A 16,171-nucleotide genomic window follows, 5' to 3' on the forward strand; every position below is an offset into this window, starting at 1 on the left:
ACGACCTGCACCTCGGCTTTTTCGTCGACCGGCTTGCACCGAACCCTTTTGCGCCTCAGGCCCGGAACGAGCGCACGCCGTCGATCCATACTGAGGCCACGTCAAGGTCGTCCGACAGCGCGACGATGTTGGCGCGCATGCCTTTCATCAGCCGTCCGAGACGCTGCGACTGCCCGACCGCCTGCGCCGGGCAGGTCGAGGCCATGCGCAGGGCCTCGCCGAGTTCAAGACCGATGGTGCGGTGCATGAAACGCACGGCCGAGATCATGTCGAGATCGGCGCCGGCCAGCGTTCCGTCGCCAAGCCGCAGGCTGCCCCCCCTGCGATAGACGGTGCGCCCGTTCAACGTGAAAGAGGACATGAGCGTGCCGATCGTCGCCATCGCATCGGTGACGAGGAAAATTCTCGCCGGGCCGCGCTTGGCCCTGAGCGCAATCGCCATGGTGGCCGGATCGACATGGATGCCGTCCGCGATCAGACCGGCGAACAAGGTGCCGGTATCGATGGCCGCGCCGGCAAGCCCCGGCTCCCGGCTGCCCAGCGGGCTCATCGCGTTGAAGAGGTGCGTGGCCATGGTCGCGCCGGCTTTCGCATAGGCGGTCGCAGTCGCATAGGAGGCGTCGGAATGGCCGAGGCTTACAATGACGCCGGCCTTCGCCAGCGCCTCCACCTGTTCGGGGCTCACCGATTCCGGCGCGATCGTTGTCAGAAGCACCGGCATGGCGCCGGCCGCCGCCACCAGCGCCTTCAGATCGCCGTCTTCCATCCTGCGGATCAGTTCCGGATCGTGCGCGCCCTTGCGGGCCAGCGACAGATGCGGGCCTTCGAGATGGAGGCCGAGGAAACCGGGAACATTTTTGACCGCCGCCTGCCTGCCCGCGTCTATCGCCGCCGCGGTGATCTGCGGGGTATCGGTGATCAGGGTGGGCAGCAGTGCCGTGGTGCCGAACGGTACATGGGCGGCACAGATGGTTTCGATGGAGGCGAGGTCGGGATGGTCGTTGAGCATCACCCCGCCACCGCCATTGACCTGAAGGTCGATGAAGCCCGGCGCCAGAAAGGCGCCACCGGCCTCGACCCGTTTCACGCCGGCAGGGATGGAAACAGCCGGCACGATGGCCTCTATCGCGCCATGGGCCACGACCAGTGCCGCGTCGTCATGCCAGGTTTCGCCGTCGAAGATCCTGGCTCCCGAAAGGGCGAAACGCTCGCTCATATCGTCTCCGTTACCTTGCGCAGATTGCGGGGCGCATCGGGATCGAGGCCCCTGTGCCGGGCGAAAGCCTCGACGAATGCATAGAAGGACACGATCAGCGGCAGCGGATCGGTGAGCGGATGGCCGGTGGCCGCGAACGGCAGCCGCGCGGCCTTCGTCACCCGGTCGCTGGTCGCGAAGGCGGCGGCCTGCTTGTCCGCCAGCGCATCGACGGCCTCGACCAGCGACGGCTCGGCCGCGTCGCGCGCGGCGAGCGCCAGCACCGGAAAGCCCGGGCCGACCAGCGCCATGGGGCCGTGCATGACCTCTGCCGCACTATAGGCTTCGGCATGAACGCCGCAGGTTTCCTTGAACTTCAGCGCGGCCTCGCTGGCCATGGCGCTCGACGGGCCGCGCCCGAGAATGAACAGCGAACCCTCCCTGCCGAACGGCTCGATCAGCGCGCTCCAGTCGCAGGCGAGCGCCCGCTCCAGCGACTTCGGCAGTTGCTGTAGCGCCGCCAGAAGCGTTTCGTCGCGGGTGGCGTGCGCCATCAGCGCCAGTCCGGCCACAGCCGAATTGACGAAGGTCTTGGTGGCGGCGACGCTCCGCTCCGGTCCGGCCATGATGTCGATGGCGTGGTCGCAAACGCCGGCCAGCGGCGAGCCGGCCGTATTGGTGAGGGCAATCGTGACCGCTCCCTGCTCAGCCGCACTTTGCGCCAGAGCCACGATGTCGGGGCTCTTGCCCGACTGCGACACGGCCAGGCACGCCGCGCGATCGAGGCGCAGCTTTGCCCCATAGATCGAGGCAACGGACGGCCCGATCGACGCCACCGCCAGTCCGGCTGTCAGCTCCACCGCATATTTCAGATATGTCGCGGCATGGGCGGACGAGCCACGCGCCACGGTGACGACGAAGCCCGGCGCACGGCGGCGTAAATCCTGCGCGACATCCTCAAGCACGCTGTCCGACCGGTCGAGGAAGCGGGCGACGGCCTGCGGTATCTCCTCGATCTCGGTTCGCATATAAGTTGCGGCCGTCGTCATGCACTTCCTCCACTGTCATCGCCGGGTCCGCCCAGACGCAGCTCGGCCACGAAATCATAGGCATCGCCCCGATAGACGGAGCGGGTGAATTCCACCACCCTGCCGCTGGCGAGATAGGAAATGCGTTCGATGCGCAAGCCGGCTGCGCCAGCCGCAACCTTCAGCAGCTCCGCATCCTGACCGGTGAGGTTGGCGGCCGAAATGCGCTGCACGGCACGTACCGGACGATAGCCCCCCTTGCCCAGCGCAGCGTAGAGCGAAGCGCCGATGAGCCCGGGTTCGGGCAGCATGCTGGCCGACACGCAGGCACGCTCGATGGCAAGCGGCGTTCCGTCGGCCATGCGCAGGCGCGCCATGCGCACCACCAGTTCCCGGGCCGACAGGCCGAGCACCATCATCTCGTCGGGCGAGGGCGTGAACACGCCCCGGTCCAGCCATTGCGACGTCACGGCCTTGCCGCGCCTTGCCATGTCCTCGGTGAACGAGGTGAGCCGCGACAGCGACTGTTCGACACGCTCGACGCGCGGGGCCACGAACGTGCCTGAGCCGTGGCGCTGCACCAGCACCCCGCTCTCGACCAGATCGCGCACCGCCTTGCGCACGGTCACACGCGAAATATCCGCCTGAACGGCTATGTCGCGCTCGGAGGGCAGCGCGTCGCCCGGCCCCAGCAAGCCGTTCCCGACGGCTTCCTCGATGGTCCGGCGCAGATGCAGGTAAAGCGGCTGACCCCGTGCCGTCTCCCTGATCCCCGCAAACAGATTGCCGGCAGCCTCAGCCATTGCCGGCCCCGCCCGCATGGCCGAAATACCGGGCAGCCATGCGCACCGCTCCGGCCAGCGCATCGCCCTGCGGGTCACGCAGCAAGGCCCGGTAGCGCGGTGCGAGCAAGGGCGCGTAAAGACCTGCCAGCCCGCCCAGAAGGCAAAGCACGTCACCTTCGCCGAGCCGCAACGCTCCAAGCGCCCCTTCCACATCGGCCACAGCCTTGTCGACGATACGGCGCGCCACCGCATCGCCCCGCGCGGCATGGTCGAAGACCTTGGGCGCGAAGCCGCCATAATCGCCCGGCTTTGCCGCCACGGTGAATTCGACCACATCCTCGGGATTGTCGCGGAACACGGCCATGATCTCGCGCGTCAGGGCGGAGGCTTCGCATATGCCGTCATAGGCCAGCAGCGTCTGCTCCAGCAGATCGCGACCGATGCGCGCGCCGCTTGCCTGATCGCCCACCTGAAACCCCCATCCGCCGACAGGGCGCGAAACGCCGTTGCGGCGCACCCGGTAGGCGCTGCCGGTGCCCAGCACCGCAATCGCGCCGTCGCCGGCACCGATTGCGCCTTCCAGCGCGATTTCGGCATCGCTTTCCACCCGGCTTTCCCGGAACGGCAGAATGGCCTGCAACTGCTGGCGATAGGTGCCGACATTGGCACCGGCGAGCCCGAGCACGGCCGGAGTGCGCACGGTCAGCCCGGAATCCTTGCCGGCCGCGACAAAGGCCCGCTGCGCCGCCTCGACGATATGGGCGCGGGCGCTGGTCAGGTCGGTACGGATGTTGGCCGCTCCGGAACTGCCGCGCGCCAGCACCTGTCCGTCAGGAGTGGCGAGCGCCGCCCTGCAACCGGTTCCACCGCCATCTATGCCGAGTATGAAGTCCACCTTCGATCCTCCATTCTTTATAATACCACTTAAATACCAATATCCAAGTGTTAATTTTGAACGCATGACGCAACAGCAGAAGAACGAGCCAATTTGTTAAAATACAAGAGATTTTCATGCCACCTCCGCGTGCCCGCCCGCAAAAGGTTAATAAGCGTGGACAAGTGGTATTTTTTTGGTATTGTTTTAACCAGGAGAACGAGGGGAGCGATGGATATCCGCAGCACGATTGCGCACCGGACAGCCGGCTTCCGCAAACATCTGCGGCAGCCGCAGGCCCGCATTCTTTTCCAACACGCCTGTCGAAGCCAGCCGGAAACCCGCTTTCCGATGGCCGCGCACCTGTTCATAATCGGGAAAGCGTTCAGGCAGGGCTTCCGCAGCCCGGCGCGCCGCCGCCCGTATGCGCAGCTTCATTCGACACAACCGGCCTGAAAAGGCCCAACAGGGAGACCGAGCATGAACATGAAACTCTTCACCGCAGCGCTTCTGGGATCGAGCCTCCTGTGCTCGGCCGCCCATGCGCAGGAAGCCACGCTCACCATCGAAAGCTGGCGCAATGACGACCTCGCCATCTGGCAGGAGAAGCTCATCCCCGCTTTCCAGGCCGCCCACCCCGATGTCAAGGTGGTGTTCTCGCCTTCGGCTCCGACCGAATACAATGCCGCCCTCAATGCCAAGCTCGACGCCGGTTCGGCCGGCGACATCATCACCTGCCGTCCGTTCGACGCCTCGCTCGACCTGTTCAAGAACGGCAAGCTCGCCGACCTGACCGGTCTTTCCGGCATGGAAAACTTCTCCGACGTCGCGAAGTCGGCCTGGACCACCGACGACGGCAAGCAGACCTTCTGCGTGCCTATGGCCTCGGTGATCCACGGCTTCATCTACAACAAGGACGCCTTCAAGGAGCTCGGCATCGAACCGCCGGCGACCGAGGACGAGTTCTTCGCCGCCCTCGACAAGATCAAGGAAGACGGCAACTACATCCCCATGGCCATGGGCACCAAGGACCTGTGGGAAGCCGCCACCATGGGCTACCAGAACATCGGCCCCAACTACTGGCATGGCGAGGAGGGCCGTCTGGCGCTCATCAAGGGCGAGCAGAAGCTGACCGATCCGCAATGGGTGGAGCCCTTCGCCACGCTGGCGAAGTGGAAACCCTATCTCGGCGACGGCTTCGAGGCGCAGACCTACCCCGACAGCCAGAACCTGTTCACGCTCGGCCGCGCCGCCATCTTCCCGGCCGGCTCGTGGGAGATTTCGGTGTTCAACACGCAGGTCGACTTCGAGATGGGCGCCTTCCCGCCCCCGGTCAAGGCGGCCGGCGACACCTGCTACATTTCCGATCACACCGATATCGGCATCGGCATGAACGCCGCCACCAAGAACCCGGAAGCCGCGAAAACCTTCCTCACCTGGGTGGCCTCGCCGGAATTCGCCGAGATCTACGCAAACGCCCTGCCCGGTTTCTTCAGCCTGAACTCGACGCCGGTCAAGATGGAAGACCCGCTGGCGCAGGAGTTCGTCTCGTGGCGCGGCAAGTGTAAGTCGACCATCCGCTCGACCTACCAGATCCTGTCGCGCGGCACGCCCAATCTCGAAAACGAAACCTGGGTGGAATCCGCCAACGTGATCAACGGCACGGTGACGCCGGAGGAGGCAGGCAAGAAGCTTCAGGCCGGTCTCGACAGCTGGTACAAGCCGGCCGAGTGATCAGGGGATCCCTCCCCGGCTTTCCGGGGAGGGCACCTTCAGCGATCCTGTTCCACACCCATGTCATGCAGGCCACTGCCTACCACCCTATGGCGCCGAAGGCCGCAGGGAGACTATGCTGAAGCATGTCGCCCGGAAGTGGGAACTGGTTTCGGGCGACATGCGTAAAGACAGGAACTGAACGCGTGAGGAGCGAATCCGAAAGATCGCGACACGCTGTAGAATCTTCGACCACGGACCCCGCCCATGACGGCAGAAGCTGCACCCAAGAGACCGTTCCGCTGGCACATCATCGTGTTCCTGGCGCCGGCGGTGCTGGTCTACACGGCGATCATGATCGTGCCGCTGTTCGGCACATTGCAGTTCTCGCTGTTCCGGAATGTTTCCGGTGGCCATACCTTCGTGGGGCTCGACAATTTCCGCACGCTGTTCGGCGACCCGAACTGGTCGAGGGGCTTCTGGAACGCGCTGTGGAACAATGTCTGGTTCTTCATCATCCACATGCTGGTCCAGAACCCGATCGGCATATTGCTGGCGGCGCTGCTTTCCAGCCCGAAACTGCGCCTCTCGTCGTTCTACCGAACCGCCATCTTCATTCCGACGATCCTGTCCTTCGTCATCGTCGGCTTCGCATGGAAGCTGATCCTGTCGCCGATCTGGGGCGTCGCGCCGAACCTGCTCGACCTCGTCGGCCTGAAAAGCCTGTTCACGCCGTGGCTCGGCAAGGAGGAATATGCGCTCACCGCGCTCAGCCTGATCTCGGTGTGGCAGTTCGTCGGCATTCCGATGATGCTGATCTATGCCGCCCTGCTCTCCATTCCCGATGAGGTGATCGAGGCCGCCGAATGCGACGGCGTGACCGGCATGGCGCAGTTCTGGAAGATCAAGCTGCCGCTGGTCCTGCCTTCCATCGGCATCATTTCCGTGCTGACCTTCGTCGCCAATTTCAACGCCTTCGACCTCATCTATTCGGCGCAGGGCGCGCTTGCCGGCCCCAACTACTCGACCGACATTCTCGGCACATTCCTCTACCGCGCCTTCTTCGGCTTCCAGCTTCAGGTGGGCGACCGCAACATGGGCGCTGCCATCGCCACCATGATGTTCCTCATCATCCTGACCGGCGTGTGCCTTTATCTGTTCCTCATCCAGACGCGGCTGCGCCGCTACCAGTTCTGAGGCGAAGACGATGAACCGCGCCACCGCCTCGCTCCCCCGCTCGGTCGCCGCCCACGCGATCCTGATCTCCTACACGGTGATCGCGCTGTTTCCGGTGTTCGTGATCCTCATCAACTCGTTCAAGAGCCGCAGATCGATCTTCGGCGCGCCGATGATGCCGCCAACACCGGAAACCTTCGACCTCGTCGGCTATCGCATGGTGCTGACGCAGGGCGATTTCCTCACCTATTTCCAGAACAGCTTCATCGTCACGGTGGCGTCGCTGTTCTTCGTTCTGCTGTTCGGGGCCATGGCCGCTTTCGCGCTGTCGGAGTACCGCTTCCGCGGCAACCGGCTGATGGGGCTTTATCTGGCGCTCGGCATCATGATCCCGATCCGCCTCGGAACCGTCGCCATATTGCAGATGATGGTGGCCTCCGGACTGGTGAACACGCTGACGGCGCTGATCCTCGTCTACACGGCGCAGGGCCTGCCGCTCGCCGTTTTCATCCTGACGGAGTTCATGAGCGGCGTTTCCGACGACCTCAAGAATGCCGGGCGCATCGACGGGCTTTCTGAATACCGCATCTTCTTCAGGCTTGTGCTGCCGCTGGTGCGGCCGGCCATGGCCACGGTCGCGGTGTTCACCATGATCCCGATCTGGAACGATCTGTGGTTCCCGCTGATCCTCGCGCCGTCCGAGGCGACCAAGACCGTCACGCTCGGCGCGCAGATGTTCATCGGCCAGTACGTCACCAACTGGAACGCGGTGCTGGCAGCCCTTTCGCTGGCGATCCTGCCGGTGCTCGTCCTCTACCTCATCTTCTCGCGGCAACTGATCCGCGGCATCACTTCCGGAGCCGTCAAGTGAGTTCAGACAAACCGATACGCGTCGTCGTCGCCGGGCTCGGCAATATGGGCCGCAGCCATGCGCTGGCCTACGCGGCCAATCCGGACTTCGAGATCGCCGCGCTCGTCAACCGCTCCGACGTGGAACTGCCCGAACCGCTTGCCGGCCGCCCGATCCGGCGCTCCTTCACGGAAGCGCTGGCCGCGGAAAAGCCGGACCTCGCCTGCATCGCCACCTATTCCGACAGCCATGCCGACTATGCGGTGCAGGCGCTTGAGGCCGGCTGCCATGTGTTCGTGGAAAAGCCGCTGGCCACCACCGTGGCCGATGCGCGGCGCGTGGTGGACGCGGCAAAGGCCAATGGCCGCAAGCTGGTGATCGGCTACATATTGCGCTACCATCCTTCATGGATGCGGCTGATCGCGGAAGCGCGCAAGCTCGGCGGCCCTTACGTGTTCCGCATGAACCTGAACCAGCAGTCTTCCGGCCCGACATGGGAAACGCACAGGCAGCTGATGAAGACGACCTCGCCCATCGTCGATTGCGGCGTGCATTATCTGGACGTGATGTGCCAGATCACCGACGCGAGACCGGTGGAAGTGCGCGGCATGGGCCTGCGCCTTTCCGGCGAGATCGATCCGGCCATGTACAATTACGGCCATCTCCAGGTGCTGTTCGAAGACGGTTCGGTCGGCTGGTACGAGGCCGGCTGGGGGCCGATGATTTCCGAGACCGCCTTCTTCGTGAAGGACGTGATCTCGCCCAATGGCTGCGTGTCGATCGTCATGGCCGAGGGTGCGAAATCGGATGACATCGACACCCACACCAAGACCTCGACCATCCGCCTGCACAGCGCCGCCACCGGCCCGGACGGACGCTTCGCGCAGGAGGACCGGATGCTGTCCATGCAGGGCGAGCCCGGTCATCAGGACCTGTGCGACCTCGAGCAGGCGTTCGTGCTGAAGGCGATACGCGAGGACATCGACCTCACCCGCCACATGGACGACGCCGTGAAATCGCTGGCCGTCTGCCTCGCCGCCGACGAAAGCGTGCGCACTGGCAAGGCAGTTCGGCTGTAAGGCGGATCGCGACATTCAACAAGGACTGCACATGGGTTCGCTGAACATCGAGAACGTGAAAAAATCCTTCGGACAGGTCGATGTGCTGAAGGGCATCGACCTCGATGTCGCGGATGGCGAATTCGTCGTGTTCGTCGGCCCCTCGGGGTGCGGCAAATCCACGCTGCTCAGGGTCATCGCCGGGCTGGAGGACGCCACATCGGGCCGCGTCGTCATCGACGGCAGGGATGTGAGCTCGACGCCGCCGGCAAAAAGGGGCATCGCCATGGTGTTCCAGACCTATGCGCTCTATCCGCACCTGACGGTGAAGAACAACATGGGCCTCGGCCTGAAGCAGGCGGGCACACCGGCCGCCGAGATCGACAAACGCGTGGCGGAAGCCTCCGCCATGCTGTCGCTGGAACCCTATCTGCAACGCCGGCCGGCGGAACTGTCGGGCGGGCAGCGCCAGCGCGTCGCCATCGGGCGCGCTGTGGTGCGCGAGCCCAGCCTGTTCCTGTTCGACGAGCCGCTGTCCAATCTGGATGCGGCGCTGCGCGTCAACACGCGGCTGGAAATCGCCCAGCTTCATCGCCGCCTCAGGGCGACGATGATCTATGTGACCCACGACCAGGTGGAAGCCATGACGCTGGCCGACCGCATCGTGGTGCTCAACGGCGGCCGCATCGAGCAGATCGGGGCGCCGATGGAGCTTTACAACTCACCCGCCAACGAATTCGTCGCCGGCTTCATAGGATCGCCCAGGATGAATTTCATCGAAGGCGCAAGGCTCGGCGAAAGCGTCAGAACGGTGGGCGTACGGCCCGAGCATATCGCCGTCGATCCGCACAATGGCGACTGGAAAAGCACTGTCATCCATGCCGAGCATCTGGGCGCGGACACAAATCTCTATCTCGATTGCGAAAAGGCCGGGCTGATCACCGTTCGCCTGTTCGGCGTCTACAATGCCGAGCCGGGGGCGACGCTCTATGCCACGCCCGATCCGGCCCACACCTACCGCTTCGGGCAGGACGGCAGGCGCATCTGACGAAAAAGGCCCCGGCGCTTGCGCAACGGGGCCTTTCGGAAAATCCCGGAACGCTATCAGCCGACGAAAGCGCGCTCGACCACGAAGTCGGCGGGGCTGCTCAGCGAGCCCTCGACGAAACCGCGCTTCTCGACCAGTTCCTTCACGTCGTGCAGCATGTGCATCGATCCGCAGATCATGACGCGGTCGGTTTCGCGATTCAGCGGCTCGATTCCAAGATCGCTGTAAAACTTGCCGCTCTCGATCAGCGTGGTGATGCGGCCCATGACCGGCGTTTCCTCACGCGTCGTGGAATTATAGAGCGTCACGCGGTCGGCATATTCGCCGATCAGCGGATCGTCCCGCAACGCGGCCACCAGCTCCTGGCCATAGGTGAGCTCGGCACGGTCGCGGCAGGTGTGCGTAAGGACGACCTTCTCGAAGCGCTCATAGGTGTCGGGGTCGCGCAGCAGGCTGGCGAAAGGCGCGATGCCGGTGCCGGTGGAGATCATGAACAGCCGTCTGGCCGGGGTGAGCGCATCGAGCACCAGCGTGCCCGTTGCCTTCTGGCGCAACAGGATGGTGTCGCCCGGCTGGATCTTCTGCAAGTGCTGTGTCAGGGGACCGTCCGGCACCTTGATGGAGAAGAACTCGAGTTCCTCGTCCCAGGCGGGGCTGGCAACGGAATAGGCGCGGAACACCGGCTTCTCGGCATTGGGCAGGCCGATCATGACGAACTCGCCCGAGCGGAAGCGCAGCGATTTCGGGCGTGTGACACGGAAGGCGAACAGCCTGTCCGTGTAATGTTTCACGGACACCACGGTCTCCGCATAGACATTTGCCGGAATCGGGAACGGGACCGGCCTGGCCTCGGATGAATTCAACGTGGGAACCGTGTTCATCAAGAAAACTTTCTGCAAATGCAGCGCATCGAAAGCTGCGCGAGCGACCCCTGCGGGTCCAGCGCGCTGAGGCGCGGTGCTGTCTGGCAAGCCCTTCCCTGCCGGGAGACTAGATATATAGAGGCGAGTTTAGCGTCAAGGAGCGGGGGCGGAACGCCTTTTCAATCTGGAACGTTTCCATGGCCGCAGCGTTGCGGCTTCAGGCAAAATCGCGCAAACCCGGCCCATCAGATGAAATACGGCTTTCCATTCGCTCTTCAGGCGCCATCCCGCGCCGGTAGACAACGCGGATAACGTTGTTGCCTCTGCGCGTGCGGGTTCCTATAGAGAGAAGAGCCTGCTCCGGGACCGGGAACATGGCAGCTAAACGATGATCTGCCGGGGACAAAGCAGGTGCAGCAGCATCCTGAAGCTGCTGCACCGGAACGGAACAACAGGAAAGGAACCGGATGGCCGACCAGCTCGCAACCGAAATCATCGACAAGATCAAGGAACATGCCGAGCCCGGCAATGAGGAAATCACCGTCGGTACGGAACTGACCTCGCTCGGCATCCACTCGCTGGAACTGACCGAGATCATCTTCGATCTCGAGGAGAAGTACGGCATCGAGATCGAGATGAATACGGTCGACGCCTGGGCCAACCTGAAGAATGTCGGCGACATGATCGAGGCGGTCCGCGGCCTGATCGCGCAGAAGGGCTGATCCGTCACCGCATGCGCAAGCGCGTCGTCATCACCGGCATAGGCGGTCTTTGCGGCCTCGGCACCAGTGCGCCGGCGATCTGGGACGCCATGCGCGCGGGACGGTCTGCTATCGGGCCGATTTCCAATCCCGCGCTGCATGACGTCAAGGTCGCAACCGGCTGCGAGATCAGGGAACTGCCCGAACACGGCGTCGAGCGCAAGCAGCTCGTGGCCATGGACCGCTTCAGCCTGCTGGCCGTGATCGCCGCGCGCGAGGCCGCGCACCATGCCGGCCTGAGCATCGGCGAGGCCAACACGCACAGGATCGGGGCCACGGTCGGCGTTGGCGTGTGCGGCTGGGAAGTCATCGAGGAGAACTATCGGGCGATCCTGCTCGAAGGAAAATCGCGGGCGGGCATCTTCTCGGTGCCGAAGGCCATGCCCGGTGCGCCGGCCGGCCATGTCAGCATGAATCTGGGGCTGAGGGGCCCGGTCTTCGGCGTGACCTCGGCCTGCTCCTCCTCCAATCATGCCATCGCTTCCGCGGTCGACCAGATCAGGCTGGGGCGGGCCGACGCCATGCTGGCCGGCGGCACGGATGCGCCGATGGTCTGGGGCATCCTGAAGGGCTGGGAGGCGCTTCGCGTGCTTTCACCCGACACCTGCCGCCCGTTCTCCGCCGACCGGCAGGGGCTGGTGCTGGGCGAAGGCGCGGGCATGGTCGTGCTGGAAAGCTACGATCACGCCATTGCGCGTGGCGCGGACATTCTGGCCGAAATCGCCGGCGCCGGATTTTCAGGCGATGCCTCCGACATCGTCGCGCCCACCATCGACGGGCCGGAGCGCGCCATGCGCGCATGCCTTGCGGATGCGGGCCTCAGGGCGGAAGAGATCGACTATCTCAATGCCCACGGCACCGGCACAAAGGCCAACGACCAGATCGAAACCGCGGCGATCAGGCGCGTGTTCGGCGATCATGCCTACAAGCTGTCCGTGTCCTCGACGAAATCCATGCACGCGCATTGCCTCGGCGCGTCCGGGGCGCTGGAGCTGATCGCCTGCGTCATGGCGATCCGCGAAGGCATCGTCCCGCCAACCGCCAACTACCGCGAGCCGGACCCGGAGTGCGACCTCGACATCACGCCCAACACGGCGCGTGAACGCAAGGTGCGCACGGCGATTTCCAACGCCTTCGCCTTCGGCGGCACCAATGCCGTGCTGGCGATCAGGGCGGTGTGAATTTTCGACGATGACGACAGCGGCGGGCGTCATCCTGCGTCTGCCGCTGCCGCATTCCCGGCAATCTTTCCCGCAGGAGTTCTTGCATGGCCGATCTGTCAGCTTTCCCCGTCACCACGCGCTGGCCCGCGCAGCACCCCGACCGCATCCAGCTCTACTCGGCGCCGACGCCGAACGGCGTGAAGGTTTCGATCGCGCTGGAGGAGCTCGGCCTGCCTTACGAGGCGCACTATGTCGATATCGGCAAGGATGAAACCTGGGGGCCGGAATTCCTTTCGCTCAACCCCAACGGCAAGATTCCGTCCATCATCGACCCGAAGGGGCCGAGCGGCGAGCCGATGGCGCTGTTCGAATCCGGCGCCATCCTGCTCTATCTCGCCGAAAAGACGGGCAAGCTGCTGCCTTCCGACCCGGCGAAGCGCTATGAGACCATCCAGTGGGTGTTCTTCCAGATGGCCGCCATCGGCCCGATCTTCGGCCAGCTCGGCTTCTTCCACAAGTTCGCCGGCCGCGAGATCGCCGACAAGCGGCCGCTGGAGCGCTACCGCGCGGAGTCGCGCCGCCTCGTCGGCGTGCTTGAAGGCCGTCTCAGGGACCGCAAGTGGATCATGGGCAACGACTACACCATCGCCGACATTTCCATGCTGGGCTGGGTGCGCAACCTGATCGGCTTCTACGAGGCGCGCGAACTGGTGGGGTTCGACGATTTCCCGGCGGTCGCCGCGTGGCTGGAGCGCGGCCTGGCGCGGCCGGCCGTGCAGGCCGGGCTGGAAATCCCACAGCGTCCCTGACGTTTCAGCCGCCTTACAATTCCTCCCCGTCGCCGACGATCATGTCGGCGGCCCGGCGTCGCGCCAACACGCGCCCGGCATTGGGCATATCGTTGGCGGCGACCTTTGCGCGCGCCTCCTCATCGGCCAGGCCATGGTCGTGCCAGCGGGCCAGCAACCGGCGCTCGAGCACCGTGGCCGGCACGTCGAGAAAGACGGAGAAGTCGAACAGGTCCGCGAGTCGCGACCACGGCTCCTCGTCCAGCAGCAGATAGTTGCCCTCGACCAGCACGAAGCGCACTTCCTTGTCCAGTATGGCCGCTGCCGCGCGCGACAGTTCCATGCTGCGGTCGAACACCGGGATAGCAATGTCGGGCTCGCCCGCCCTGATACGCTTCAGCAGGGCCTCGAAACCGGCGAAGTCGAAGCTTTCGGGACTGCCCTTGCGCGCTCTCATCCCGCGCCGCTCCAGCACGATATCGTCAAGGTGGAAGCCGTCCATCGGCACCACTTCCACGGCACCTTCCGGCAACAGCTCCCTGAGCTTTTCCGAAAGCGTGGATTTGCCGGCTCCCGGCGGCCCGGCAATGGCCACGATGAACCGCTCGGATTTGCCGGCGCGCTTGAAGATCGCCGAGGCTATGGACGCGATTGCGGACATGAAACCCTCCCTCTTCCGCTACGGAACGCCGCAACCTTTACACAGGTTCCATTCCGGCAGGCTGCATACCGGCACGCAGGAACCCGCCATCGAACGGCACCTCGGCCGTGCCGCCACCGGCCATGACCAGGCGCAGCGTTTCAGCCTCCGCCGCAAGCTGGCGGGGCAGTTGCAGGGCACCCAGCGGCAAGGCCCCGAGCACCTGCCGGAAGGCCACGCGCCCGCCCAGATCGAAGGCCGTGTCGACGCCCTCGCGCCGGAGCCAGTTGTCACCGAGCGAGGCGGCGTGCCCCACCGCCGTCCTGCCATCCTCGATGCCCAGAACGCCCGTGTGACGCCCGCTCCACGGCGCATAATCGCGCCCGCCATTGCTGATCCACAGCATGGTGACGGGCAGTTCGGCGGGGTTCTTCAGGACAAGGACGAGATCGTCCTCGGCCCTGCGCGCCACTGCCGTCCAGCCTATCCGGGTGTTTTCGGCTTCGACCAGCGTGACGAAATCCTCCTGCCGGCGCCCGGGCCGGTACTCCGTGAGATCGATCGCTCCGCCGTCGGCTGCCGGAAAACGGGTAATGTCCGCCGTTCGCGCCGGATAGGCCAGAAGCGAGCGGCCGCGCGCCGGATCGGGTTCAAGCGCCTCGTCACCGGTCCCGGCAAGGCGCTTCGGCGAAAAAGCGAGACGCCCGCCGTCCGCCATCGCCGTCATGGCGTGATGCGCAACGGAAATCGCGCCTTCTCCACCGGTAAAGACATGCTCCTGATAAAGGAATGGGTGACCGTTGCGCACGGTCAGGATCTTGTCCACCGTCGCGCCCATGACCTTGCGCTTCAGTCGCAACGAGGCCCGCCAGCCGTCCTCAAGCGCGCTGCTGTCGACCACTTCCCAGGTGCTGTTGGCCGTCCAGCCATGCAGCGGTGCTTCCTCCACGTCGGCGCGCGAGAACGGGGCGCACAGGAAATCGCCGGACAGGCGCACGACGCCTTCGGGCAGATGTTCGGGCAATGTCTCGCGCGGCTCCTCGACCCACGGCGCGCGATGCAGGGGTTTCAGCGTTCTCCCGTCCCGCCCGATGATCAGACCGGCGATATGCCCGACGGCAGGATCGACGGACACCGAAATCCCGTCAGCGCCGAAAGTGAAGATTTCCATGGCGGTCCTTTCCGAAGCTGCTGCACGCGGGCCACAATGCGCAAGCCGCGTGCGACTGGCAATGGGCCGGCCAGGCGAAGCGAATGGACGCGCACAGCGGCTTGGGCTAGGGTCCGCGCAATTTACGCCTTTGCCATCCAGCCAGCACCATTTCTCACGGCAAGCTCTTGTCCCGACTGCTCCACAAACTCGTCGTTCTCTTCACCCTGACCGCGCTGATCGGCGGCTGCACGACAGCCATGCCGCCCGAAGCGGTGCTTTCCGTGCCTGCCGCACCGCAGAAATACGCCTCCATCGTTGTCGATGCCCGCACCGGCAAGCAGCTTTTCGAGATGAACTCGACATCTGCGCGCTACCCCGCCTCGCTGACCAAGATGATGACGCTCTACATGCTGTTCGAGGCGCTGACGGCGGGACGCGTGGAAAAGGACGCCGAAATCCCCGTTTCCGCCTATGCCGCTTCGCGACCGCCCAGCAAGCTTGGCCTGCGGCCCGGCGAGCGGATCGATGTGGACACAGCCATTCGCGCGCTGACGGTGAAGTCGGCCAACGACGTTGCCGCCGCCGTGGGAGAATATCTCGCCGACAGCGAGGACGCCTTCGCCGCCGCAATGACCGCGAAGGCCCGGCAGCTCGGCATGCGCAACACCACCTTCCGAAACGCCTCCGGCCTGCCGGACGAGGGCCAGTTCACCACGGCGCGCGACATGGCGGTTCTGGGCATCGCCCTGCGCAACCGCTTCCCGCAATACTACCACTATTTCTCGGCCAAGGACTTCATGTTCAGGGGCAAGCTTGTGCGGGGCCATAACGACATGCTGGGCCGCGTCCACGGCGTCGATGGCATCAAGACCGGCTATATCCGCGCTTCCGGCTTCAACATCGTCACCTCCTACAGCGCGGACGGGCGCCGCTACGTTGTGGTGGTGATGGGCGCCAACACCGCCCGTGAGCGCAACGCCCATGCGGAATCGCTGCTCGAACGGGCGCTGGGCGCTTCGCCCGACAAGACTCGGGTGGTGTTCCAGGAGAGCCGGTAGGCCCGACCTGTTCGCGGG

Annotated in this window: 17 protein-coding genes; 10 read left to right on the forward strand and 7 right to left on the reverse strand. The window is 64.8% G+C overall.

All coding sequences use genetic code 11. The annotated features are described in order from the left end of the window. Nucleotides 1-55: 55 nt before the first annotated feature. The 4 genes from nagA to DES43_RS01615 are packed head-to-tail and all read right to left on the reverse strand — an operon-like array spanning nt 56 to nt 3,903. A complete protein-coding gene (nagA, locus tag DES43_RS01600) occupies nt 56-1,216 on the reverse strand; it encodes an N-acetylglucosamine-6-phosphate deacetylase (RefSeq protein ID WP_035026440.1) in 1,161 nt (386 codons plus the stop codon). After that, entirely contained in the window at nt 1,213-2,244 is a 1,032-nt protein-coding gene (locus tag DES43_RS01605; RefSeq protein ID WP_035026437.1) for an SIS domain-containing protein, read from the reverse strand. Before DES43_RS01605 ends, nagA begins: the two co-directional genes overlap by 4 nt. Further along, nucleotides 2,241-3,026, reverse strand: a complete 786-nt coding sequence (locus DES43_RS01610) for a GntR family transcriptional regulator (RefSeq protein WP_035026435.1) — start codon at nt 3,024-3,026, stop codon at nt 2,241-2,243. Before DES43_RS01610 ends, DES43_RS01605 begins: the two co-directional genes overlap by 4 nt. Beyond that, nucleotides 3,019-3,903: a glucosamine kinase nucleotide-binding domain-containing protein gene (locus DES43_RS01615; RefSeq protein ID WP_035026433.1), complete on the reverse strand. Its 885-nt coding sequence runs from the start codon at nt 3,901-3,903 to the stop codon at nt 3,019-3,021. The genes DES43_RS01610 and DES43_RS01615 overlap by 8 nt, the downstream gene beginning before the upstream one ends. A gap of 156 nt (nt 3,904-4,059) precedes the next feature. On the opposite strand from DES43_RS01615, the gene DES43_RS01620 reads away from it, so the two are divergent. The 6 genes from DES43_RS01620 (at nt 4,060) to DES43_RS01645 (ending at nt 9,727) form a co-directional block, all read left to right on the forward strand. Further along, complete coding sequence (locus DES43_RS01620) at nt 4,060-4,338, forward strand: hypothetical protein (protein WP_133674778.1); 279 nt, start codon at nt 4,060-4,062, stop codon at nt 4,336-4,338. A gap of 24 nt (nt 4,339-4,362) precedes the next feature. Beyond that, a complete protein-coding gene (locus DES43_RS01625) occupies nt 4,363-5,616 on the forward strand; it encodes an ABC transporter substrate-binding protein (protein ID WP_035026427.1) in 1,254 nt (417 codons plus the stop codon). 246 nt (nt 5,617-5,862) lie between these two features. Further along, nucleotides 5,863-6,792 (forward strand): carbohydrate ABC transporter permease, encoded by a 930-nt coding sequence (locus DES43_RS01630; RefSeq protein ID WP_035026425.1) that lies wholly within the window; start codon nt 5,863-5,865, stop codon nt 6,790-6,792. A 10-nt stretch (nt 6,793-6,802) separates the two neighbouring features. Further along, nucleotides 6,803-7,642, forward strand: a complete 840-nt coding sequence (locus DES43_RS01635; RefSeq protein WP_035026421.1) for a carbohydrate ABC transporter permease — start codon at nt 6,803-6,805, stop codon at nt 7,640-7,642. Next, on the forward strand, nt 7,639-8,700 hold the full coding sequence (locus tag DES43_RS01640; protein WP_035026418.1) for a Gfo/Idh/MocA family protein: 1,062 nt from the start codon (nt 7,639-7,641) through the stop codon (nt 8,698-8,700). The genes DES43_RS01635 and DES43_RS01640 overlap by 4 nt, the downstream gene beginning before the upstream one ends. Nucleotides 8,701-8,731: 31 nt before the next feature. Next, entirely contained in the window at nt 8,732-9,727 is a 996-nt protein-coding gene (locus DES43_RS01645) for an ABC transporter ATP-binding protein (protein WP_035026415.1), read from the forward strand. A gap of 56 nt (nt 9,728-9,783) precedes the next feature. Here DES43_RS01645 and DES43_RS01650 read toward each other — a convergent pair whose 3' ends face one another. After that, nucleotides 9,784-10,608: a ferredoxin--NADP reductase gene (locus DES43_RS01650; RefSeq protein WP_035026414.1), complete on the reverse strand. Its 825-nt coding sequence runs from the start codon at nt 10,606-10,608 to the stop codon at nt 9,784-9,786. Nucleotides 10,609-11,057: 449 nt separating this feature from the next. On the opposite strand from DES43_RS01650, the gene DES43_RS01655 reads away from it, so the two are divergent. The 3 genes from DES43_RS01655 to DES43_RS01665 all read left to right on the forward strand — a co-directional run bounded on the left by DES43_RS01655 (nt 11,058) and on the right by DES43_RS01665 (nt 13,323). Then, nucleotides 11,058-11,312 (forward strand): acyl carrier protein, encoded by a 255-nt coding sequence (locus DES43_RS01655; protein WP_035026411.1) that lies wholly within the window; start codon nt 11,058-11,060, stop codon nt 11,310-11,312. Nucleotides 11,313-11,323: 11 nt separating this feature from the next. Beyond that, nucleotides 11,324-12,532: a beta-ketoacyl-[acyl-carrier-protein] synthase family protein gene (locus DES43_RS01660; protein WP_035026408.1), complete on the forward strand. Its 1,209-nt coding sequence runs from the start codon at nt 11,324-11,326 to the stop codon at nt 12,530-12,532. An 86-nt stretch (nt 12,533-12,618) separates the two neighbouring features. Further along, nucleotides 12,619-13,323, forward strand: coding sequence for a glutathione S-transferase family protein (locus tag DES43_RS01665; protein ID WP_035026403.1), 705 nt, complete (start codon nt 12,619-12,621; stop codon nt 13,321-13,323). A 13-nt stretch (nt 13,324-13,336) separates the two neighbouring features. Here DES43_RS01665 and DES43_RS01670 read toward each other — a convergent pair whose 3' ends face one another. Both DES43_RS01670 and DES43_RS01675 read right to left on the reverse strand, forming a co-directional pair. Beyond that, nucleotides 13,337-13,963 (reverse strand): nucleoside triphosphate hydrolase, encoded by a 627-nt coding sequence (locus DES43_RS01670; RefSeq protein ID WP_035026400.1) that lies wholly within the window; start codon nt 13,961-13,963, stop codon nt 13,337-13,339. 37 nt (nt 13,964-14,000) lie between these two features. After that, nucleotides 14,001-15,113: a hypothetical protein gene (locus tag DES43_RS01675; protein WP_035026399.1), complete on the reverse strand. Its 1,113-nt coding sequence runs from the start codon at nt 15,111-15,113 to the stop codon at nt 14,001-14,003. A 167-nt stretch (nt 15,114-15,280) separates the two neighbouring features. Here DES43_RS01675 and DES43_RS01680 point away from each other — a divergent pair, with 167 nt between their 5' ends. After that, nucleotides 15,281-16,153: a D-alanyl-D-alanine carboxypeptidase family protein gene (locus DES43_RS01680; protein ID WP_245264691.1), complete on the forward strand. Its 873-nt coding sequence runs from the start codon at nt 15,281-15,283 to the stop codon at nt 16,151-16,153. The last annotated feature ends 18 nt before the right edge of the window (nt 16,154-16,171 follow it).

The sequence above is a fragment of the Aquamicrobium defluvii genome, assembly GCF_004363725.1.
Classification (GTDB): domain Bacteria; phylum Pseudomonadota; class Alphaproteobacteria; order Rhizobiales; family Rhizobiaceae; genus Mesorhizobium; species Mesorhizobium defluvii.